Origin of the sequence: Cupriavidus sp. 30B13, from assembly GCF_049059565.2 — a bacterium.
GTDB lineage: Bacteria > Pseudomonadota > Gammaproteobacteria > Burkholderiales > Burkholderiaceae > Cupriavidus.
This window is the reverse complement of record NZ_CP188223.1, coordinates 1,109,207-1,131,044: the sequence shown is the minus strand read 5'-3', so window position 1 is coordinate 1,131,044 and position 21,838 is coordinate 1,109,207. Positions and strand designations below refer to the sequence as shown.

The following is a 21,838-nucleotide window of genomic DNA, read 5'->3' as shown; positions in this document are numbered from 1 at the left end:
GAACGAGACGCAAGGAGCCGCCATGAGAACCCTGGGAACGACACCGCGAATCGCGCGCGCGCTGGGCGCAGGCAAACAGCGCGGCCAGATCACCCTGATCGCCGCCGTAACGATGATCGGCCTGCTCGGCATTGCCGGGCTCGCGATCGACGCGGGCATGGCCTATGTGACCAAGGCAAAGCTAAACGCGGCCGTGGACTCCGCCGCCGTCGCGGCCGCCCGCGCCGTCACCAACGGCACCACGCAGCCCGACCAGGCGGCCGCGGCACGGCAGGCAGCACAGGACTTCTTTGATACCAACTTCCCGAGCGGCTATCTGCAGGCCGTGCCGACGCTGGCCACGCCGGCGGTGCTGTTCGACACCCCGACTTCGGGTGCCGTCACCATCAATATCTCGGCCTCGGCCACCATGCCGCTCACCTTGATGAAGGTGCTCGGCTTCAACAACGTGGCGGTCGCCGCCACGGCCCAGTCGATCCGCAAGGATCTCGACCTGATTTTCGTGATCGATGCGTCGAGCTCGATGTCGCCCGTGTGGAGCACCGTCAAGTCCAACGCCAACAGTTTCCTCGACCAGTTCAGCCCGTCGTCGGACCGCGTCGGACTCGTGCATTTCGCCTCGGGCGGCGTGTCCGACATCCCGATCAGCACCACCACCCGGGGCTTCAACCGCCCCAACATGCAGAACACCATCAGCAAGCTGAGCAACGGCGGCAACACGAACTACGCCGAGGCGCTCTACCAGGCGCGCGCGCAGCTCGACAGCATCACCAGCAACCGCTCCAGCCTGCGCGTGGTGGTGTTCTTCTCCGACGGCCAGCCCAACACGCTGGCGGCCAGCTACAAGATGGGCACGGTCACGACCACCGCCGTCACCACCAACTGCAACCGCAACTGCACGACCACCACCACGACCAGCGCGCCGGTGCCCACCAACACGGTATGCGCCGGCGGCATCACGGCCACCTCGCCCAGCAGCAGCCTCAGCGGGTTCTACGTCATCTCGCAGCAGAACACCAAGATGTCCGGCGCCTGCGCCAACCTCAGCACGACCACCACCACCGGCGACACCAACAACGGCCGCCGCAACGGCACCGTGACGACGACGGTGACGCAGCCGATGGCGATGCCGCAGTGGTACAACGCGCACAACGCCGCCGACCAGCAGTACGCGATCTACCCCACCAGCGTGCCGTACACCGTCACGTCTGCCTATTCGGCGCAGAACGTCTACTACGCGGCCACCAACGTGCCCGTCGAAATGGCCTCCTACCTGCGCGACAACAACGTCTACATCTTCACGCTCGGGCTGGACGGCAACGGCGGCTTCGACGAAGACCTGCTCAAGAACATGGCCAACACCACAGACGCGCCGCTGTACAACAAGAACCAGACCTCCGGCGTGTACTGCTACGCCAAGACCATCGACAACCTGAAGCCCTGCTTCTCGAAACTGGCATCGGAGATCCTGCGGATCTCCAGATAGGCAGCACGCAACGCGCACCGAAGAACACGACATGCCGGAGGCATCATGATCGATAGCAAGTCCATCCCGCTCGCGCGCGACCCGTTGCCGCCGCTGCTGCGCCTTCGCGATGCGGCGCTGGAAGCCTGCCTGAGAGGCAGCACCGCCTTCCTGCTGGGAATGTTCGCCGTTGCGGCGATCAAGCAGTGGATGGCCGACCCGACCCGCGTCACGCTCCTGCTCATGGTGGTGGCGGAGTGCCTGACGCTCGGCCTTTCACTGGTCGTGCGCGCGCCGGCGCGGCGCGACTGGAATCCCGTTGCCGTGCTCTGCTCGCTTGCCGGCACCTACTATTTCCTCGCCTTCCAGCTCGCGCCCGGCACGCGGGTCGTGCCGGAAGCGATCGGCGTCGGCCTCCAGATCGCCGGACTGGGGTGGCAGATCTTCGCGAAGGCGTCGCTGCGCTATTCGTTCGGCATACTGCCGGCCAACCGAGGCATCGTATCGAGGGGAGCCTACCGGTTCGTGCGGCACCCGATCTATCTCGGCTACTTCGTGACCGACATCGGCTTCCTGCTGGCCAACTTCGGCGTGCAGAACCTCCTGGTATTTGCCGGGCAATTCCTGCTCCAGGGCATCCGGATCATCCGCGAGGAGAAGCTCCTGTCCGACGATCCCGCGTACCGGAGCTACAAGGGCAAAGTGCGCTCCCGCGTGATCCCGCGCGTCTTCTGAGCACGGCGCATCGAGCGGGCCGGCCCGGAATGCGGCCGCGCTTGACCGCGGCCGCCCTTTTCTGAAAAATCCATGCGGATACGCGCGCCGGTTGCGGCGCGCGCACGGCATGGAGACAGCATGAAGATCCGCATCCTCAGCGACCTGCACCTCGAGCACGACTTCCCCGCATCCATGCCCGCCTGCGCCGCCGACCTGGTGGTGCTGGCCGGCGACATCGCCAACGGCCGCACCGGCGTGGACTGGGCCGGCGGCGCCTTCGACCAGCCGGTGGTCTACGTGCCGGGCAACCACGAGTACTACGAGAGTTCCTTCGATGCGGCCGATGCCGCCATGGCCGAAGCCGCGCGGGCGGCGGCGAACGTGCACGTGCTCAATGGCGCGGTGGCATATTTCGACGGATCCGGCGGCGAGCGGGTGCGCGTGATCGGCACCACCTGGTGGAGCGACTACGCGCTGTTCGGCACCGGCCGGCGCGAGGAGGCGATGGTGGCCTGCGCGGCCCGCATGGTGGACCACCGCCTGATTGAAACCGCCGGCGAGGACGGGCAGCGGCGCCGCTTCACCACGGCCGACGCGCTGGCGCGGCACGAGTCCGCCAGCGCCTGGCTGTCGGCGCAGCTTGCCACGCCGTTCGACGGCAAGACCGTGGTAGTGACGCACCACGCGCCCGATCTCGGCAGCCTGGACCCGCGTTATTCGCACGACGTGGTTTCCGCCGGCTTCATCTCGCGCCGCCCCGACCTGGTCGCGCAGGCCGACCTCTGGGTCCACGGCCATACGCATACCGGCTTCGATTACCGGCTCGACGGCGCGCGCGTGGTGTGCAACCCGCGCGGCTATGTGCGCCGCCATACCGGCGAGCTGGAGAACCCGGCCTTCGACTGGTGCTTCACCGTGGAGATCTGAGCGCGCGCAGCGCTGTCGCCAAAGAAAAAACCCCCGCCGGCTCGCGCCAGCGGGGGTTTTTGCTACTGCGGGTAAAGCAGGCTGCCGGTACGGCGGGCCGGCAGATTTACATCATGCCGTCCATGCCGCCCATGCCACCCATGCCGCCCGGCATTGCCGGAGCCGACTCGTCCTTCGGCAGTTCTGCCACGGCGCAGTCGGTGGTCAGCATCAGCGCGGCGACCGAAGCGGCGTTCTGCAGCGCGGTGCGGGTCACCTTGGTCGGGTCCAGCACGCCCATTTCCACCAGGTCACCGTACTCGCCGGTGGCGGCGTTGTAGCCGTAGTTGCCCTTGCCTTCGATGACCTTGGCCACGACGACCGAAGCTTCTTCGCCAGCGTTCAGGACGATCTGGCGCAGCGGCTCTTCCATGGCGCGCAGCACGATCTTGATGCCGGCGTTCTGGTCGGCGTTGTCGCCGGTCAGGTTGGCGATGGCAGCGCGGGCGCGCAGCAGGGCCACGCCGCCGCCGGGGACGATACCTTCTTCCACGGCTGCGCGGGTCGCGTGCAGTGCATCTTCCACGCGGGCCTTCTTTTCCTTCATTTCGACTTCGGTGGCAGCGCCGACCTTGATCACGGCAACACCGCCGGCCAGCTTGGCCACGCGTTCTTGCAGCTTTTCACGGTCGTAGTCCGAGGTCGCTTCTTCGATCTGGGCACGGATCTGCTTCACGCGTGCTTCGATCGAGGCTGCGTCGCCGGCGCCGTCGATGATGATGGTGTTTTCCTTGCCGATCTCGATGCGCTTGGCCTGGCCCAGTTCCTGCAGGGTTGCCTTTTCCAGCGTCAGGCCGATTTCCTCGGCGATCACCGCACCGCCGGTCAGGATGGCGATGTCTTCCAGCATGGCCTTGCGGCGGTCGCCGAAGCCCGGAGCCTTGACGGCGGCGGTCTTCAGGATGCCACGGATGTTGTTCACCACCAGGGTCGCCAGGGCTTCGCCTTCGACGTCTTCAGCGATGATCAGCAGCGGGCGGCCCGACTTGGCCACTTGCTCCAGCACCGGCAGCAGGTCGCGGATGTTCGAGATCTTCTTGTCGAACAGCAGGACGAACGGGTTGTCGAGGGCGACAACCTGCTTTTCCGGGTTGTTGATGAAGTACGGCGACAGGTAGCCACGGTCGAACTGCATGCCTTCCACGACTTCCAGCTCGTCGGCCAGCGACTTGCCGTCTTCCACGGTGATCACGCCTTCCTTGCCGACCTTGTCCATCGCTTCGGCGATCAGCTTGCCGATCACTTCGTCGCTGTTGGCGGAGATCGAGCCGACCTGGGCGATTTCCTTGCTGGTGGTGGTGGTCTTGGTCAGCTTCTTCAGCTCTTCGACCGCGTTCACCACGGCCTTGTCGATGCCGCGCTTCAGGTCCATCGGGTTCATGCCGGCGGCAACGTACTTCATGCCTTCGCGCACGATCGACTGGGCCAGCACGGTTGCGGTGGTGGTACCGTCACCGGCGTTGTCGCTGGTCTTGGAAGCCACTTCCTTGACCATCTGCGCGCCCATGTTCTGCAGCTTGTCCTTCAGCTCGATTTCCTTGGCCACGGACACGCCGTCCTTGGTCACGGTCGGGCCGCCGAAGCTGCGCTCCAGCACGACGTTGCGGCCCTTCGGGCCCAGGGTCACCTTCACTGCGTTGGCGAGAATGTTCACGCCTTCGACCATCTTGGCGCGGGCGGCGTCGCCGAACACTACGTCTTTAGCTGCCATGTTCTGAATCTCCTAAATCTGTACGGATGGGGGCGTGATTACTTGTTCACCACGGCCATGATGTCTTCTTCGCGCATGACCAGCAGTTCCTGGCCATCCACCTTCACGGCCTGGCCGGCATACTTGCCGAACAGCACGCGGTCACCCACCTTGACGTCGAGCGCGATCGAAGCGCCCTTGTCATCCTTCTTGCCGGGGCCCACGGCCAGCACTTCACCTTGATCAGGCTTTTCGGCAGCATTGTCGGGAATCACGATGCCGGAAGCGGTCTTGGTTTCATTGTCCAGACGCTTGACGATCACGCGGTCGTGCAAAGGACGCAGATTCATACGGACTCCTTGGTACAAAAAGTGATTTTACGTTCACAAAACTGGCCGCTTTCGCTAGCTGCCAGCAGAATCGGAAGGCTGAGAGAGCGCTGTTAGCACTCTGACCCAACGAGTGCTAATTATAGGGACGCGGGTTTGCGTTTTCAAGTCAGGGACTTGATACGTGTTTACCCTTGGGTGAGCGGAAACCTGCGCCGGGCATGGCGATCGCGGGGCTCCCGCCTCGCTGCCGCTGATCGCGTTACCGGCGTCTCATGCATATCTGCATGGAAAACATGCCGATAAGTTGATTTATCTTCGTTTTGGCATGCACAAGAATGGGGGCATCCATCCACCGCATTGCCAAACGGAGTCCACCATGTCCCAAGCCACCATGCAGGCCCTGATCGTCGAAAGCGCGAACGCGCCGTTCAGGCCCGTCCAGCTTCCCAGGCCGCAGGCCGGCCCCGGCGAGGTGCTGGTCCGCATCCTGGCCAGCGGCGTCAATCCGCTCGACACCAAGATCCGCGCCGGCAACGCCGCGCATGCGCGCCAGCTGCTGCCTGCCGTGCTCGGCATCGACATGGCCGGGGTGGTGGAGGCGGCGGGCCCCGGCGTGACCGGCTTCGCGCCCGGCGACGAAGTGTTCGGCATGACCGGCGGCGTGGGCGGCGTGCAGGGGTCGCTGGCGGAGTACGCCGCGGTCGATGCCGACCTCCTCGCGCGCAAGCCGGCCGGCCTCTCCATGCGCGACGCGGCCGCGCTGCCGCTGGCGTTCATCACCGCGTGGGAGGGCCTGGTGGACCGGGCCCGCCTGCAGCCCGGGCAGACGGTGCTGGTGCACGGCGGCGCCGGCGGTGTCGGGCATGTCGCGGTGCAGATCGCGCGCGCGCTCGGCGCGCAGGTCTATGCCACCGGCTCGGCCGCCAGCCGGGAGGTCATCGAAGGCTACGGCGCGACCGCGATCGACTTCGCCACGGCTACCGTCGAGCGGTATGTCGGGCAGTACACCGGGGGCGCCGGCTTCGACGTGGTCTACGACACGGTGGGCGGCGAGGTGCTCGACAACGCCTTCCTCGCCGCGCGCACCTATGGCGGCCACGTGGTGAGCTGCCTGGGCTGGGGCACGCACAAACTGGCGCCGCTGTCGTTGCGCGCCGCGACGTACTCCGGCGTGTTCACCCTGATCCCCCTGCTCACCGGCCGCGGCCGCGCGCACCACGGCGCGATCCTGCGCGAGGCGGCCCGCCTGGCCGAGGCCGGCAAGCTCGCAGCGCGCGTCGACCCGCGGCGCTTCGGCCTCGACAATGCCATCGAGGCTCACCACGCCATCGAGACCGGCACGGCGCGGGGCAAGCTGGTGGTGGAAATCGCGCAAAGCTAGACCGCACCCGCGCCGGCCACGCCATACGCGGCGGCCGGCGGGAAAATCAAACCGGAGAACAAAGGCGGATAACCCGTCCATTTCCTCGCGAAGGGAATTCCGAATTGAATTTCCCGACTTTCGCGCAACCATTTTTTCCATCGAATCTCTTAAGAAAAATTAAGAGCAATCTCATTTAATTTTCCAGCCCGTGCGATGCGCCTCCGGCTTCGCACTGGTTTCATGCCTGCCGCCATATCCCTTTCCAGGCCGCAAGAGGCCCGGCATTTCCCCTTGCCGTGGATCGTTCTTCCGCGGGCTGGCTCGGTGAGCATCTCTCCCGGATCGCACCAGTTCAAATTAAGAATAATCTCAATCTCCAACGCCGCATTCCTCGCCCGCAATCCGGCCTCGCAGCGAATTTCGTTGATAGAAACCCGAATCACAAATCGCTTTACTCTTGGCCGCCATGCCCATCTAATTGAGGGCGGCGCCGGCGTATTGCGGCGGCGTCATCGTTGACTGGCGCACCACAGGCGGGTCGGCCTGTTCACGCACGACGCGGGCGCGGCGAGTCCGACGCGAATCCCGCCGGCAACGAGATGCGGCGGACCGCCACCCGGTTGCCGGCGCAACCATCCGGCCACCACGAAGGCTGCCACGAGAGAGGGGCCGCGCCCCCGCCCGGCGGACATCAATATAGATCGGAGGAGATTCATGCCGCTCCCTGTCCTTGTCTGCGACGATTCCACCCTGGCGCGCAAGCTGCTCATCAGAGCGCTGCCGGAGGACTGGGATATCGAGATATCCGAGGCTGCCAACGGCATCGAGGCGCTGGCCGCCTACCGCGCGGGCCTGGCCTCGATCATGTTCCTCGACCTCACCATGCCGGGCATGACCGGATACGAGGTGCTGGCGGCATTGCGCCGGGAGGAGCTCAACACCTTTGTCATCATCGTCTCGGCCGACGTGCAGACGGGTGCCAAGGAGCGCGCCAACGCGAGCGGCGCCATCGCCTTCGTCGAAAAGCCGGTGTCGCGCGACAAGCTGCTGCCCATCCTCAGGGAGTACGGTTTGTATGACCACGACCATGACTGAGCGCGGCGCGCGCGACAGCCGCAAGCCGCAGCGCGTGCCGGCCCGGCTCGGCGCGGACCGGCGCGACGCGCTGCAGGAGCTGGCGAATATCGGCATGGGCGCGGCCGGCGCCAAGCTCGCCTGCCTGCTGGACCGTTTCGTCACGCTGTCGATTCCGCGCATCAGCGTGGTCGACCCGAAGCAGATCAAGGAGGAAATCGAGCGCCAGCTGGGCGGCATGCCCGACATGGCTGCCTTCCGCCAGAGCTTCCGCTCGGATATCGCCGGCGAGACGATGGTGTTCTTCGGGCGCGACGGCGCGCGCGACCTCTGCGAAGCCTTCTACGGACGCAAGGGCATGGCCGCCGAGGGCAGCCGGGAGATGGCATTCCGCGGCCTGCTGCTCGAGGTGGCGAACGTGCTGGCGGGCGCGTGCGTCTCGGGCCTGCTCGGGCAGCTGGGCCGCGTGCCGACCTTCTCCGTGCCGCGCGAGATCGATGCGCAGCAGGTTTTCGGCGCCATCGCCAGGTCCGGCAATCCGGCCGCGGGCGGCGCGCTGCTGCTCGACCTCCATATCCGCATCGAGGGCAGCCGCTTCAAGGCCAACCTGGTCGCGCTACTGGCGCAGAGCGCGATCGACCGGCTGTGCGTGGCGCTCGATGAATTCCTCGCCAGCCTGTAGCCGCGACCGGCCTGTCCGGCAGTCCCTGGAGCCCCGACATGTCCATCGACCCGTCCTCGCAGGCGCGGCTGCACGAACTGGCGCTGGCACGCATGGGCTGCGGCGTGTTCGTGCTGGACCGCGAGCACCGCATCGTGCTGTGGAACCATTTCATGGCGGACCGCAGCGGCGTGAGCGCCGCGGCCGCGCTGCGCCAGCCGCTGCTGGCGCTGTTCCCCGAGCTGCCCGCGGCCTGGCTCCGGCGCACGCTCGACTCGGTGTTCCTGCTCAAGATCAGCGCCTTCACCTCGTGGGAGCACCGGCCCTACCTGTTCCGCTTCGCGCACGACCTGCCGATCACCTGCGACCTCGAGTGGATGCAGCAGGATTGCGAATTCCTCCCGCTCATGGAGGGCGACGAAGTCATCGCCGTGTGCGTGACCATCCTCGACGTGACCGAACTGGCCATTGCGCAGCGCGCGCGCGACCAGGCCGTGGAGGCGCTGCGCGAGGCATCGATACGCGACGCGCTGACCGGGCTCTACAACCGCCGCTATATCGAAGACCGGCTCCAGGAGGAATTCCAGCGCTGGCGCAAGTCCGGCAGCGCGCTCTGCGTCCTGATCTTCGACCTGGACCATTTCAAGCGCGTCAATGACGACCACGGCCACCCGGGCGGCGACGCGGTGCTCAAGGCGGTCGCGCTGCGCGTGGGCGCCTGCCTGCGGGACCGGGACGTGGTGGGCCGCTACGGCGGCGAGGAATTCGCCGCGCTGTTGCCGAACACGGCCTTCGCCGACGCGGTCGCGGTGGCGGAACGGATCCGCAGCGCCATCCGGGCCGAGACGGTCCGCTATGCGGGCCGGTCCATCACGGTCAGCGCGAGCTTCGGCGTCGCGCAGGCCGGCCCCGCCACCGGCAGCGCGGACCAGCTCGTGCGCCTGGCCGACGAGGCGCTCTACCGCGCCAAGGCGGCCGGCCGCAACCGGGTCGCCTTCTAGCGTCCCGGTATCCTCATTGCGTGCCGCTCGCGGGCGCCGCCTGCGCCTGGCCGGCGCCAAGCTGCCCGAAGACCGCGTCGAGGAAAGCGCGCAGCCGGCCCAGCCGGCGCAGGTCGCGGTGATAGCCTACCCATACGTCGCGTCCCGGCGGCGGCTCGCCCAGGTCGATGGGCTGCAGTCCGCCGATGCGCTCGGCCAGCAGGCACGGCAGCACCGCCAGCCCGGCGCCGGCCGCGCACAGCCGGGCCTGCGCCTCGCGGCTGTTGCTGCCGAACGCCACCCTCGCCGCGGGCAGCAGCCGGCGCATCCAGGCCACGTCGGGCAGGTCGGAGAAGCCGGCATCCAGCGTCAGCAGCGCATGGCCCTCGCCGCCGCCCGCCTGCGGGGGCGCCGTGCCGGGCGCGCCGTAGAGCGCGTAGTCCATGTGCATCAGCTTGCGCTGCACCACGTCGGCCTCGTCGAAGGCGCGGATGCGGAACACCAGGTCGGCCTCGCGCCGCGCCAGGCTGAACAGCCGCGCATCGGTCACCAGTTCCACCGCCACGCGCGGATGCGCGCGGATGAAGCCGGCGATCACCGGCGTGAGCATGTGCACGCCGAACCAGTCCGACGAAGAAATGCGCAGCATGCCGTCCAGGCCGCGCCCGTGCCCGGAAAGCTGGCGCTCGAAGGCAAGCGCCTCTTCCTCCATGCGCTCGGCGTGCGCGAACACGGCGGCGCCTTCGGCGGTCAGCACGAAGCCGTCGCTGGTGCGCTGGAACAAGGTCTGCCCCAGCGCCTGCTCCAGCGCCCTGATCCTGCGTCCCATGGTCGGCTGGGTCTGCCCGATCGCGCGCGCGGCGCCGCCCAGGCTGCCGGCCCGTGCGATCGCGAGGAAGATCCGGATATCGCTCCACTCCATCTGCCAGACTGCTCCCGTTCAGGTCGAACGCTGTGGGAAAGAAGGCGCGGCAGGAATGCCTCGCCCGGCTATGCCGCGTCGGTACGGAACCAGCCGGTGAGCGCCCAGCGGGTCCGCCGGCATGGCAATACTTCGTGCGGGATCAGGTCGCTGCGGAACACCGCTAGCCGCGCCAGGCGCGGCAGCACGCGGTGCGGCGCGGCGCCATCCGCGGCGCCGGGCGGATAGATCGCCAGTTCGCCGCCGTCGTGCTCGCCCCATTCGTCATTGAGATAGAGCACCAGCGAAACCTGGCGGTCCCGCGTCGCGCGGTGCTGGTCGAGATGCTTCTTGTAGGCGGTGCCGACCGGATAATGCGAAAAATGGAATTCCTCGCGCTTGAGGCCGAGGAAGTAGCGGCCATTCAGCGCCCGGCGGAATTCGGCGGCCCAGGCCTGGAACTCGCGCGTGGCCGGGCCGGCCGTGAGGTCGCCGAGCCACAGGATCGAATCGCCGCGGATGTCCTCCGCGCGCGCGGTGCCTTCGCCCCTGCCCACGCGCGCCGGGTGGAACAGCCCGGCCTCCCAGGCCGCGCGGCTTTCACCGTGGAGGCCGGCCGCGAGTTCGGCGCCGACCAGATGATCGGAGACCGCCCAGCCTTGCGCTTCAAGGGCGGCAAACAGGTTTTCCAGCTCTGACATGGACACGGGAATGCGGGGATGAGGTGAGGCGGCGACCGGCGGCTGCCGGGCAGCAAGCGCGCCCCGCCGCGCGGCGTGTGCGGAACACTGGCCATGGCCGGCAGGCGCGCCGGCAGCGATTATACGGGGCGGCGCCGGCAAGGCACTGCCGCACCCCCGCTTCACATCCCCGGCCTTACCTCCCGCCCTACATCCCGACCTACATCCCGCCGCTGTCGAGGTATTCCAGCGCCATGCGCACGGCCCGGCGCGCCTTGAGCGCATAGACGACCTGGCGGTCGCGGATGATCAGGGCCAGCACGTCGGCCTGTGTCAGTTCCCGGAAGTGGTGGCTGGCGCGCGCCAGGTTCAGCCCGGCCACGCCGGCCAGATCGCAGGCGGGCATGCCCTCCTCTCCCGCTTCCAGCAGCGCGCGGCAGATGGCGGCGCGCGCCGGCACCGTCAGCAGCGCATAGGTGAGTGTGCTTTCTTGATCGGTCTCCATGCCACGCCTTCCCGCTCGTCGTCCAGATAGTCTTCGTGCGCCGGCCGGCAGCCCCGCTTTCCACAGCACGCCCGCTGCGCCGCCCGACATCTACTTTCTACGCGGCAGCCCTGGCAAATGCAACCTGCCAGCGCTCGCCGCCGCACAATTACACAAGATTACAACAGCCCGGCGCGCCCGCCTGGCGGCCGGACAAGCGCTCCGCCCACCGCGCCACGCAACCCGGGCACGGGCCGCCCCCCGCCGGCCCGCACGGCGAAGGGCAATCCTGCCGCATCGCACAAGCCCCGATCGTCCGCATGCAAGATCCGGTAACAGCGCGGCGGCCCACGCATGCCACCGCGCGTCACGAAGTCTGCGAGCCGGCACATCGCCGCAGCGGCGCGCATTGCGCCGCACAAGCCGGCGTAAACCGCTGAAATATTCAGTAATGGGCCATGCGTTTCACCGCGTTGCACCTCGCACTATGCTTGCCTTAACACAGCCCCGCGGCACGGCGCCAGTGGTGCATATCCAGCCGGACATGGAATGCCCCGACGCACACACCTCCGACAGGATTTGCGGCGCGGCACAAGAACCGGCATCACCCCATCGAAGCTTGGCCATGACGCCCGACCGTTTCTCCCGCCCATGAAAAAAGCGCGCCCGCTTCCGCCACGCCTGCTCTGCGTTGCCCTGGCCTGCGCCTGGCTCGCCGGCTGCGCCGTCGGCCCCGACTATCGGCGCCCGCCGATGGACCTGCCGGCGGCCTACGGCGAGGTCGCGCCGGCGGACCAGAAATGGAAGATCGCCGAACCGCGGCAAGTGGACCTGAGCCGGGACTGGTGGAGCAGCTTCGGCGATACCCGCCTCGACGAACTGGTGACACAAGCCAACGCGGCCAACCAGACCCTGCGACAGGCCGAGGCGCAATACCGGCAGGCGCGCGCGATGGTGCAGGCCGCGCGCGCCGGCCTGTTTCCCACGGTGGGTGCCGGTGTGTCGGCGATGCGCTCGCGCACCGATACGCAGGGCACCAGAACCATGGCGACCACGCAGACAGGCACGCTGAACGCCAGCTGGGAAGTCGACCTGTGGGGACAGGTGCGGCGCACCATCGAAGCTGCCCGCGACAACTCACAGGCCAGCGCCGCCGACCTCGCCGCCGCCCGCCTGTCCATCCAGGGCGAGGTGGTGCAGGACTATGTCCAGCTGCGCGTGACCGATGTGCTCAAGGACCTCTTCGCCCGCACGGTCACCGCCGACGAGGAATCGCTCAAGCTCACCCAGAGCCAGTTCCGCGCCGGCGTGGCCACTTCGGGCGACGTGGCGCTGGCGCAGGTCACGCTGGAATCCGCGCGCGCGCAAGGGGTCGACCTCGACGTGCAGCGCACCCAGCTGGAGCACGCCATCGCCGTGCTGATCGGCCGCGCGCCGGCCCAGTTCTCGCTGCCGCCGGCGCCGTTCGGCATGCGCCCGCTGGTGGTGCCGCCCGGGCTGCCCTCGGCGCTGCTCGAGCGCCGCCCCGACATCGCCGGCGCCGAGCGGCGCATGGCCGCAGCCAACGCCAATATCGGCGTGGCGCGCGCTGCGTACTATCCATCGCTGGTGCTGTCCGCCCTCGGCGGCGGCAGCGGCAGCAGCCTGGCCAGCTGGTTCGGTCCGCCCGGGCGCGTGTGGGCGCTCGGCGCGACGCTGGCCGGCACCATCTTCGACGGCGGCCTGCGCAACGCGGAGAACGACCAGGCGGTGGCCGCCTACGACGGCGCGGCGGCAGCTTACCGCCAGACCGTGCTGAGCGGCCTGCAGAACGTGGAGGACAACCTCTCCGCGCTGCGCGTGCTCGACGATGAGGTGGTGGTTCAGGACCGGGCGGTGGACGCCGCGCGCGTGGCCGAGCGCGTGAGCCTGGCGCAGTACCGCGCCGGCACGACCACGTATCTGACGGTGGTAACGGCGCAGGCGCTGGCGCTGTCCAACGAACGTACCGCGATCCAGTTGCGCGGCCGCGAACTGGCCGCCAGCGTGGGCCTGATCATGGCGATCGGCGGCGGCTGGGACAGCAAGGCGCTGGCCATGGCCGATCCCACCGGCGGCACCGGCGGCACCAACACCGGCCCCGGCACCCGCGCCGCGCCGGCCAGGGCCGCCGCATCCGCCGCTCCGCCCGGCACGGGTGCCGCGGCCCACCCCTGATTTGCATCGGCAGTCTCACTATCCAAGGCATTCCATGGCGACCCAGATCTCCCGCCGCAATCCCTTCCTGATCGGCCTGGCCGTGCTCGCGCTGGCCGCATTGGCCTGGTTCGCCGCCAGCCCGCTCAAACACATGCTGGCGCCGCGGCAGGCGGCCGCGTCCACGCCCGCGATCGCCGTGACCAGCGCGCTGGTCACGCGCGAGGACGTGCCGATCCGCCTGACCGGGGTCGGCACCGTCCAGGCCCCGCGCACGGTGACGATCAAGTCGCGCGTGGACGGCCAGCTCGACCGCGTCGGCTTTGTCGAGGGCCAGGACGTCAAGGAAGGCCAGCTGCTCGCGCAGATCGACCCGCGCACCTTTCAGGCGCAGTTGCAGCAGGTCGAGGCACAGAAGGCGCGCGACGAAGCGCTGCTCGCCAACGCCCGCGTGGACCTCAAGCGCTTCGAAGGCCTGATCCTGGAAAACGCCACCACGCAGCAGACGCTCGACACGCAGCGGGCCCTGGTGGCGCAGCTCGTCGCCACGGTAAAGAACGACGACGCCCAGATCAATGCCGCGCGCGTGCAGCTCGACTACACGACCATCAGGGCGCCGTTGTCCGGGCGCGTGGGCGCGCGGCTGGTGGACCCGGGCAATATCATCCACGCGACCGACGTCACCGGCATCGTGGTGATCCGCGAGATCGACCCGATCGACGTGGTCTTCACGCTGCCCGACGGCGACTTCCAGCGCATCAACCACGCCATCCAGGCCAACCGCACGCCGCTGACCGTGGAAGCCACCGAGCGCGAAAGCGGCGCGCTGCTCGGCCAGGGCAAGCTGATCCTGGTCAACAACACCATCGACACCACCTCGGGCACGATCCAGTTCAAGGGCCGCTTCCCCAATCCCACCCACACGCTGTGGCCGGGCCAGTACGTCAACGCGCGGCTGGTGCTGGGCGAGCGCGACCAGGCGCTGACCATCCCCGCCCCGGCGGTGCAGCGCGGCCCGGCCGGCACCTATGTGTACGTGGTGCAGCCCGACCATACCGTGGCTTCGCGCCCCATCGAGGTGGGCGAGACGCAGGACGGCCGCGCCATCGTGACCAAGGGGCTGGCCGTCGGCGACCGCGTGGTGGTGGACGGGCAGTACAAGATCAAGCCCGGCTCGCTGGTCAGCGAGACCCCGGCCGCGGCCACCGTGGCCAGCGCCGGCGGCGCCGGCAGCAATCCACCCGCCGCGCCGACCTCCGCGGCGGGCGCCGGGAACGCACCATGAGCATCTCCACAACCTTCATCAAGCGTCCCATCGGCACCTCGCTGCTGGCGGTGGCCCTGCTGCTGGTCGGCATGGCGGCGTGGCCGCTGTTGCCCATCGCGCCGCTGCCGCAGGTGGATTTCCCGACCATCCAGGTCTCGGCCACGCTGCCCGGGGCCAGTCCGGAGACCATGGCATCGAACGTGGCGCAGCCGCTCGAGCGCCAGTTCTCCCTGATCTCCGGGCTCACGCAGATGACCTCGGCCAGCGCGCAGGGCAATGCGCAGATCACGCTGCAGTTCGACCTCAACCGCAGCATCGACGCCGCGGCCGTGGACGTGCAGGCCGCCATCAACGCCGCCAGCGGCCAGTTGCCGAACAACCTGCCCACCCCGCCGACCTTCCGCAAGGTCAACCCGGCGGACTCGCCGGTCCTGGTGCTGGCGGTGCAGTCCGATGCCCTGCCGCGGACCGAGGTCAACGACTACGCCGACAACGTGCTGGCGCAGCAGATCTCGCAAATCGCGGGCGTGGGCCTGGTCAATATCGGCGGCCAGCAGAAGCCCTCGGTGCGCATCCAGGTGAGTCCCGAGAAGCTGTCCTCGATGGGCCTGAGCCTGGAAGACGTGCGCGGCGTGATCGCCAACACCACGGTGAACCAGCCCACCGGCAGCACCGACGGGCGCGCCAAGGCCTTCAACGTCTATACCAACGACCAGCTCACCAAGGCCGCCCCCTGGAACGATGTGGTGCTGGCCTACCGCAACGGCGCGCCGGTGCGCGTGCGCGACATCGGCGTGGCGGTGGACGCCCCCGAGAACGTCATGCTGGCCGGCTGGGCCTATGCCGGCGCTTCCGCGCCGGCGGGCAACACCCTGCGCAACGGGCGCGCCATCATCCTCGCCATCACCAAGCAGCCCGGCGCCAACGTGATCGAGACGGTGGACCGCATCCGCGCCGCGCTGCCGCGCCTGCAGGCCGCCATCCCGCCGACCATCACCGTCAACACGCTGGCCGACCGCACCCAGACCATCCGCGCCTCGGTGGCGGACGTGGAGTTCACGCTGGTGCTGACCATCGCCCTGGTGGTGATGATCATCTTCGTCTTCCTGCGCAACCTGCCGGCCACGGTGATCCCCAGCGTCACGGTGCCGCTGGCCCTGCTGGGCACCGCCGGCGGCATGTACCTGCTCGGCTACAGCCTCGACAACCTCTCGCTGATGGCCCTCACCATCGCGGTGGGCTTCGTGGTGGACGACGCCATCGTGATGCTGGAGAACATCTACCGGCACGTGGAAGAGGGCCTGACGCCGATGGAGGCGGCGCTCAAGGGCGCCGGAGAGATCGGCTTCACCATCGTGTCGATCTCGGTCTCGCTGGTGGCCGTGTTCATCCCGCTGCTGCTGATGGGCGGCATCGTGGGCCGGCTGTTCCGCGAGTTCGCGGTCACGGTGACGCTCACCATCGCGGTGTCGGTGGTCGTCTCGCTCACGCTCACGCCCATGCTGTGCTCGCGCTATCTCAAGCCGCCGCGCGAGCAGGGGCATGAGCACGGGCGCCTGTACCAGTTGTTCGAGCGCGGCTTCGACCACATGCTCGGCGCCTACAAGCGCGGCCTGGACGTCGTGATGCGCCATCAGTTCTTCACCCTGTGCGTGTTCGTCGCCACGCTGGCCACCACCGTGGCCCTGTTCGTCTACATTCCCAAGGGCTTCTTCCCGCAGCAGGACACCGGCTTCATATTCGGCTTCGCCGAATCCGCGCAGGACGCGTCCTTCAAGTCGATGAACGCGCGCATGGTGCAGCTGGCCGATATCGTGCGCGCCGACCCGGACGTGGCGTCATTGGGCATGACCGCCGGCCAGAACACCGTCAACACCGGCAACTTCTTCATCAACCTGCGTCCCAAGGACCAGGGCCGCACCGCCACCGCCGACGAGGTGATCGCCCGGCTGCGGCCCAAGCTGGCGCAGGTACGGGGCGCCAACCTGTTCCTGCAGGCAAGCCAGGACATCAACGTGGGCGGGCGGCTGTCGCGCACGCAGTACCAGTACACGCTGGTGGACTCCAACCTGGACGAGCTCAATACCTGGGCCCCTCGCATCCTGGCGAGCCTGCGCGCCCTGCACCAGCTGACCGACGTGGCTTCCGACCAGCAGAACGCCGCGGCCGCCGCGCGCCTGACCATCGACCGCGCGCGCGCCTCCAGCTTCGGCATCACGCCGGCCCTGATCGACTCCACGCTGTACGACGCCATCGGCCAGCGCCAGGTGGCCCAGTACTTCACGCAGATCAACAGCTACCACGTGATCCTGGAAGCCACGCCGGCGCTGCAGGACGACCCCAGCCTGTTCTCCAAGCTCTACGTGACCTCGCCGCTGACGGGCCAGCAGGTACCGTTGTCCGCCTTCGTCAAGGTCGACACCAACGGCACCTCCTACCTGTCGATCAGCCACCAGGGCCAGTTCCCCGCCGTCACCATCTCGTTCAACCTGGCCAAGGGCGTGGCGCTGGGCGACGCGGTCAAGGCCATCGACAGCACCCTGGCCAGCATGGACCACCCGCGCACGCTGAGCGGCTCCTTCCAGGGCACCGCCCAGGCCTTCGGGGCCTCGCTGGCATCGCAGCCCTACCTGATCGCCGCCGCGCTGGTCGCGGTGTATATCGTGCTGGGCCTGCTGTACGAGAGCTATATCCATCCGCTCACCATTCTCTCCACCCTGCCCTCGGCCGGCGTCGGCGCGCTGCTGATCCTGCTGGCCGGCGGCTACGACCTCAGCGTCATCGCGCTGATCGGCATCATCCTGCTGATCGGCATCGTCAAGAAGAACGGCATCATGATGGTGGACTTCGCGCTCACCGCCGAGCGCGAGCAGGGCATGTCGCCCGAGCAGGCCATCTATCAGGCCTGCCTGCTGCGCTTCCGGCCGATCATGATGACCACCATGTGCGCGCTGCTGGCCGGGCTGCCGCTGATGATGGGACATGGCGCGGGGTCCGAGCTGCGGCGCCCGCTCGGTTACGCGATGGTAGGGGGACTGGTGTTGTCGCAGGCGCTGACGCTGTTCACCACGCCGGTGGTTTATCTGTACCTGGATCGGGTGCATTACTGGTATGCGAAGCGCAAGGAGCGCAATGCGCGGCGCAAGGGGGATGCGCCGCAGGTTTCTCATGTTGAAGCTGAGGGGGCTAGTCAGAGGGTGTTGGCTGGGGGGGAGGGGGATTAAGATTATGGTATTTTCTTTATTTTATTTTTTTCGGCTCCTTTTTAATTATTCACCAACCCTACTTTTAAATTAATACATCGTTATATATTTTTTAATTACTTATTAATTTAATAATTAAATTCAAATTCAACTTCAAAGTCAAAGGCTTTCGCTCCCCCGGAGCGACCTACTTTCTTTTTTCCGAAAAGAAAGTAGGCAAAGAAAGCGGACTGCCTGGCCGGCAGGGGCAGAAACGTTGGGTTTCTGATTGTTGGTGGTTTCGTGGTGGGGCCTGCGGTTCTGCTGGCATCCTGCCGTTACCGGTTCCACTCACCACGATCTTGCTGGCGGTGTTGGTTTCGGGGTCGGACCTATGATGGCGAGCGCACTGCTTGTCCGGTCATCTGCCGTTACCGGCTTGGGCGGCCACGACATAGCACCCCCATGGTTTCGTGGTGGACGTGGTGGACCGGGGCGCGGGTGTGCCGGGCTCGTATCAAGCCGGGGTCACCGCGCCCACCACGAAACCAGTGCCGGCCCTATAACGTGTCGGCCCGCTCCGGTTGCGGCAGCAGCTTGGACCACCTGGGCTACCGCCATCATGCAGCGCCACCACGAATCGGACACCACCCGGGATGTCGCTATGGTCAGCGCCGGTAGCGTCAGCAGTCCAGCCGAAGCCGTCGCGACCACCACGAAACCACAATCAAATTTAGAGTCTGAGCGCCCAGCCTTCTGCAAGAATCGCTTTCTTTTGGTTACTTTTCTTTTCGAGAAAAGAAAAGTGACACTTACATGTGTGCGAATGGGCTACCAAGCCCAAGCCGCTAGGCCCGCAGCGGCAAGCAGACTCCAAATACGCCCAAATAAACCAACCAATCCCCCCCTACCCCACCTCAATCACCCCACTCATACCCTCATGCCCCGACCCGCAAAAAATATCGCATAAAAACCCAAACGTCCCCGCCTTGGCGGGCAAGGCCGGCACTCTCACCACCTTGCCTGGCGGCAGGTCGGCGCGAATGCCCAGTTCTGGCACGCTGAACCCCATCACCACGTCCTGCGCGGTGAGCTCGAACACCACCGGCTCGCCCGCGCGCAGTGCGATGCGGTCGGGCGTGAAGGCGAACTTGCGCGCGTGCACCTTGATCACGCGCGGCGCGGCGGCGGTGCTGCGCAATAGCGGCGTGCCCGCCGCCAGTGCCAGCAGGCAGCACAGGGCGCGCCTGCGGCCGGACTTCTCTTTGTCTTCCTGCATGAGATGGCTCCTCGCGTCCATGCGTTGCGGCGGTTGGAACAGTCAGCCCGCCACCGGTCTTTCTTCGATGCCGAAATCTCCGTCGGGCAGGCCGGCCCGCACTTCGCGCCAGCCCAGGCCCTGGTAGGGCCGGGCCGGGTCCCACGGCACCGGCTGGCGTTGCGGCTGGGAGCCGGCCGCGGGCAGCGGGAACATCAGCGAGCGCGCCGCGTGGTGGGCGATATGGCCGGTCATGTGGTGGTGCTCCTGGTGGATGTGGCCGTAGAACACCGTGACGTTGGCATAGGGCATGAGGCGCTCGATCACCTGCGCGCCGTCGCGCGTGGCCCAGTCCCACTGGGGATAGAGGTCGAACAGTGGCCGGTGCGTGAACACCACGATGCGTGCGTCGCGCGGCTGGCGGGCCAGGTCGCCGGCGAGCCAGCCGAGCTGCGCGTCGCCGACGCGGCCGGCGGGATCGGAGACGTTGTCGAGCACGATGAAGTGCATGCCCTTGTGGTCGAACACGTAGTGCGTGGGGCCGAACAGTTCCTGGTAGGCGGCGCCCTGGTCGAGGCTGGCGTCGTGCTCGCCCGGCATCAGGCGCACCACCGGCACCTTGAGCCCGGCGACGATGGACTGGAACTCGCGCAGGCGCCGGCGCCGCTCGGCGGGATCGTCGGTGGTGTGGGTGAGGTCGCCGGTAAACATCAGGAAATCCGGCGGCTGCGGCAGCGCGTTGACGGCGGCCACCGCCTTGGGCAGCGTGCCGCGCGCGTCCGGGTTGGGCGGGCCCTGGAAGCCCCAGTGCGCGTCCGACAACTGCACGAAGTAGAACGGCTCGTCGCGCCCGGCGGCCCAGCCGGGCAGCGCCTGCGCGAATACCGCGCCGCCGGCGCAGGCGGCCAGGCCGAGAAAGTCGCGCCGCTTCCATGATCGTTGCTGCATTCGGGCACCCTCCGTGAAAGACGTGATGTGGGGATGCCTGTCATACCGATGCCGCGCCCCGTTTATTCCGGCCGCCAGGCAGCTTTATTTTTCGCGCCCGGGCCGGAAAGCGGGAATAAACTCGATGCATCTCCGGTATACGGAATCGCGCGGGCGGGCTTTGCCGGCCGCGCGCCCAGCCAAAGGAGTGACGTGGACGCTGCCGACCGGCGCCGCCGATTCGACGAACTCGTGCTGCCGCATCTCGACGCCGCCTACAACCTGGCGCGCTGGCTCTCCGGCAGCGCCACGGAGGCCGACGACGTGGTGCAGGAGGCCTGCCTGCGCGCGCTGTGCTTCTTCGACAGCTTCCGCGGCGACCAGCCGCGCGCGTGGCTGCTGGCGATCGTGCGCAATACCTGGTTTACCGCGTGGCGCAAGCGCCAGCAGCCGGGCCACGGCGACGGCGGCGGCTACGACGACGCGCATTTCGACGGCGCCGCCCTGCCCGGCTGGCAGGATGGCCACGGCGACAGCCCCGAGCAATGGCTGCTGCGCGCCGAGGATGTCCGCCTGCTGCACCTGGCGCTGGAACGATTGCCGCTGGCCTTTCGCGAGGTGCTGGTGCTGCGCGAACTGGAAGACCTGCCTTACCGCGACATCGCCACGATTGCCGAGATTCCGCTGGGCACCGTGATGTCGCGCCTGGCGCGTGCGCGCAAGCTGCTGGCGGCGGCGGTGCTGGCGCTGCGCTCGCAGGAAATCCCGGGCGCGCGCGCGGCGGGCGGCCAGGGGCCGGCGGCCGCAACAGGCAGGAGCGCGGCACCGCCGCTTGCTGCCGGGGAGACAGGCCATGGACTGCGATGAGATCCGGCTGCTGCTGCAAGCCTGCGCGGACGGCGAGCTCGGCGCGGGCGATACGCTCGGCGTGGAGCGCCACCTGGCGCAGTGCCCCGCCTGCAGCGCGCAACTGGCGCAGCTGCGCGCCATGCGCGCCGCGCTGCGCGCGCACGCGCCTTATCACCGTGCCGGGCCGGCACTGCGCCTGCGGCTGCTGGCCGCGCTGGAAGCGGCGCCGGCAGGCGGCAACGCAGCGGCGCCGCCGCGCGGCACGCGGGACGGCGCCGGCTGGTGGCAGCCGCTGCGCCGCTATTTCGCCTGGGGCCCCGCGGCCAATGCCGCCATGGCCGCGGTGACCGTGGCCGCGCTCGGCATCGGCATCGCGCAGTACGCGCTGCGCGATGCCGCCGGGCCGACCGTGGAGCGCGAGATGGTCAGCAGCCATGTGCGAGCGCTGCTCTCCGGCCATGCCATCGACGTGGCTTCGTCGGACCGCCACACCGTCAAGCCGTGGTTCAACGGCAGGCTGGATTACGCGCCGCCGGTGCGCGACCTCGCCGCGCAAGGTTTCCCGCTGGCCGGCGGGCGGCTCGACTACGTGCATGGGCGCGCGGTGGCGGTGCTGGTGTACCGCGACAGCCAGCATCCCATCGATGTTTTCGTGCTGCCGCTGGCCGACGAAGAAAAGGCGGCCAGGGCGGGCCCTGCCGCCCTGCCGCCCGCCGTCGAAACGCACCAGGGCTATCAGCTGGCCCGCTGGGAGGCGGACGGCATGCGCTACGCCGCCGTCACCGATGCCTCCGCCGACGATCTGCTGCGCTTCACCCGGGCCTGGCGCGCGGCCGCCGACGGCCGCGCGCGCTGAGCGGGCCGCGC

19 protein-coding genes are annotated in these 21,838 nt (G+C 68.1%); 12 read left to right on the top strand and 7 right to left on the bottom strand.

The window, feature by feature from the left end; genetic code table 11:
* The first annotated feature begins 22 nt into the window (after positions 1 to 22).
* The 3 genes from ACKI2N_RS05295 (at position 23) to ACKI2N_RS05285 (ending at position 3,109) form a co-directional block, all read left to right on the top strand.
* Complete coding sequence (locus ACKI2N_RS05295) at positions 23 to 1,486, top strand: VWA domain-containing protein (protein WP_420995510.1); 1,464 nt, start codon at positions 23 to 25, stop codon at positions 1,484 to 1,486.
* Between the two features lie 45 nt (positions 1,487 to 1,531).
* Complete coding sequence (locus tag ACKI2N_RS05290) at positions 1,532 to 2,200, top strand: methyltransferase family protein (protein WP_420995509.1); 669 nt, start codon at positions 1,532 to 1,534, stop codon at positions 2,198 to 2,200.
* Positions 2,201 to 2,320: 120 nt separating this feature from the next.
* Positions 2,321 to 3,109: a metallophosphoesterase gene (locus ACKI2N_RS05285; RefSeq protein ID WP_420995508.1), complete on the top strand. Its 789-nt coding sequence runs from the start codon at positions 2,321 to 2,323 to the stop codon at positions 3,107 to 3,109.
* A 106-nt stretch (positions 3,110 to 3,215) separates the two neighbouring features.
* Here ACKI2N_RS05285 and groL read toward each other — a convergent pair whose 3' ends face one another.
* Positions 3,216 to 4,859, bottom strand: coding sequence for a chaperonin GroEL (gene groL, locus ACKI2N_RS05280; protein ID WP_420995507.1), 1,644 nt, complete (start codon positions 4,857 to 4,859; stop codon positions 3,216 to 3,218).
* 38 nt (positions 4,860 to 4,897) lie between these two features.
* Positions 4,898 to 5,188 carry a co-chaperone GroES gene (gene groES / locus ACKI2N_RS05275; protein ID WP_017225479.1) on the bottom strand — a complete coding sequence of 97 codons (291 nt, stop codon included), beginning with the start codon at positions 5,186 to 5,188 and terminating at the stop codon, positions 4,898 to 4,900.
* 358 nt (positions 5,189 to 5,546) lie between these two features.
* Between groES and ACKI2N_RS05270 the strand changes: the two genes are divergently transcribed.
* The 4 genes from ACKI2N_RS05270 to ACKI2N_RS05255 all read left to right on the top strand — a co-directional run bounded on the left by ACKI2N_RS05270 (position 5,547) and on the right by ACKI2N_RS05255 (position 9,269).
* The gene (locus tag ACKI2N_RS05270; RefSeq protein WP_420995506.1) at positions 5,547 to 6,551 is read left to right on the top strand and encodes a zinc-dependent alcohol dehydrogenase family protein; all 1,005 of its coding nucleotides are present in this window, start codon (positions 5,547 to 5,549) and stop codon (positions 6,549 to 6,551) included.
* 696 nt (positions 6,552 to 7,247) lie between these two features.
* The gene (locus ACKI2N_RS05265) at positions 7,248 to 7,628 is read left to right on the top strand and encodes a response regulator (RefSeq protein ID WP_420995505.1); all 381 of its coding nucleotides are present in this window, start codon (positions 7,248 to 7,250) and stop codon (positions 7,626 to 7,628) included.
* Positions 7,609 to 8,289, top strand: a complete 681-nt coding sequence (locus ACKI2N_RS05260) for a chemotaxis protein (protein ID WP_420995504.1) — start codon at positions 7,609 to 7,611, stop codon at positions 8,287 to 8,289. Before ACKI2N_RS05265 ends, ACKI2N_RS05260 begins: the two co-directional genes overlap by 20 nt.
* Positions 8,290 to 8,327: 38 nt before the next feature.
* On the top strand, positions 8,328 to 9,269 hold the full coding sequence (locus ACKI2N_RS05255) for a GGDEF domain-containing protein (RefSeq protein ID WP_420995503.1): 942 nt from the start codon (positions 8,328 to 8,330) through the stop codon (positions 9,267 to 9,269).
* Positions 9,270 to 9,282: 13 nt separating this feature from the next.
* Here the strand turns inward: ACKI2N_RS05255 and ACKI2N_RS05250 are convergent, their stop codons facing one another.
* The 3 genes from ACKI2N_RS05250 to ACKI2N_RS05240 all read right to left on the bottom strand — a co-directional run bounded on the left by ACKI2N_RS05250 (position 9,283) and on the right by ACKI2N_RS05240 (position 11,334).
* Positions 9,283 to 10,170: a LysR family transcriptional regulator gene (locus tag ACKI2N_RS05250; protein WP_420995502.1), complete on the bottom strand. Its 888-nt coding sequence runs from the start codon at positions 10,168 to 10,170 to the stop codon at positions 9,283 to 9,285.
* Between the two features lie 68 nt (positions 10,171 to 10,238).
* Complete coding sequence (locus tag ACKI2N_RS05245; protein WP_420995501.1) at positions 10,239 to 10,850, bottom strand: 2OG-Fe(II) oxygenase; 612 nt, start codon at positions 10,848 to 10,850, stop codon at positions 10,239 to 10,241.
* 199 nt (positions 10,851 to 11,049) lie between these two features.
* Entirely contained in the window at positions 11,050 to 11,334 is a 285-nt protein-coding gene (locus tag ACKI2N_RS05240; RefSeq protein ID WP_420995500.1) for an ArsR/SmtB family transcription factor, read from the bottom strand.
* Between the two features lie 732 nt (positions 11,335 to 12,066).
* Between ACKI2N_RS05240 and ACKI2N_RS05235 the strand changes: the two genes are divergently transcribed.
* From ACKI2N_RS05235 to ACKI2N_RS05225, 3 genes are read left to right on the top strand one after another with little or no spacing between them, the layout of a single operon-like run.
* The gene (locus tag ACKI2N_RS05235) at positions 12,067 to 13,509 is read left to right on the top strand and encodes an efflux transporter outer membrane subunit (protein WP_420995499.1); all 1,443 of its coding nucleotides are present in this window, start codon (positions 12,067 to 12,069) and stop codon (positions 13,507 to 13,509) included.
* Between the two features lie 34 nt (positions 13,510 to 13,543).
* The gene (locus ACKI2N_RS05230) at positions 13,544 to 14,773 is read left to right on the top strand and encodes an efflux RND transporter periplasmic adaptor subunit (RefSeq protein ID WP_420995498.1); all 1,230 of its coding nucleotides are present in this window, start codon (positions 13,544 to 13,546) and stop codon (positions 14,771 to 14,773) included.
* Positions 14,770 to 17,979 (top strand): efflux RND transporter permease subunit, encoded by a 3,210-nt coding sequence (locus ACKI2N_RS05225; protein WP_420995497.1) that lies wholly within the window; start codon positions 14,770 to 14,772, stop codon positions 17,977 to 17,979. Before ACKI2N_RS05230 ends, ACKI2N_RS05225 begins: the two co-directional genes overlap by 4 nt.
* 865 nt (positions 17,980 to 18,844) lie before the next feature.
* Here ACKI2N_RS05225 and ACKI2N_RS05220 read toward each other — a convergent pair.
* Complete coding sequence (locus ACKI2N_RS05220; RefSeq protein WP_420995496.1) at positions 18,845 to 19,216, bottom strand: cupredoxin domain-containing protein; 372 nt, start codon at positions 19,214 to 19,216, stop codon at positions 18,845 to 18,847.
* A 42-nt stretch (positions 19,217 to 19,258) separates the two neighbouring features.
* Positions 19,259 to 20,143 carry a metallophosphoesterase family protein gene (locus ACKI2N_RS05215; protein WP_420995495.1) on the bottom strand — a complete coding sequence of 295 codons (885 nt, stop codon included), beginning with the start codon at positions 20,141 to 20,143 and terminating at the stop codon, positions 19,259 to 19,261.
* A 192-nt stretch (positions 20,144 to 20,335) separates the two neighbouring features.
* Between ACKI2N_RS05215 and ACKI2N_RS05210 the strand changes: the two genes are divergently transcribed.
* Together ACKI2N_RS05210 and ACKI2N_RS05205 are read left to right on the top strand one after the other, a co-directional pair.
* Positions 20,336 to 20,989 carry an RNA polymerase sigma factor gene (locus ACKI2N_RS05210; RefSeq protein ID WP_420995494.1) on the top strand — a complete coding sequence of 218 codons (654 nt, stop codon included), beginning with the start codon at positions 20,336 to 20,338 and terminating at the stop codon, positions 20,987 to 20,989.
* The gene (locus ACKI2N_RS05205; protein ID WP_420995493.1) at positions 20,976 to 21,827 is read left to right on the top strand and encodes an anti-sigma factor family protein; all 852 of its coding nucleotides are present in this window, start codon (positions 20,976 to 20,978) and stop codon (positions 21,825 to 21,827) included. Before ACKI2N_RS05210 ends, ACKI2N_RS05205 begins: the two co-directional genes overlap by 14 nt.
* The last annotated feature ends 11 nt before the right edge of the window (positions 21,828 to 21,838 follow it).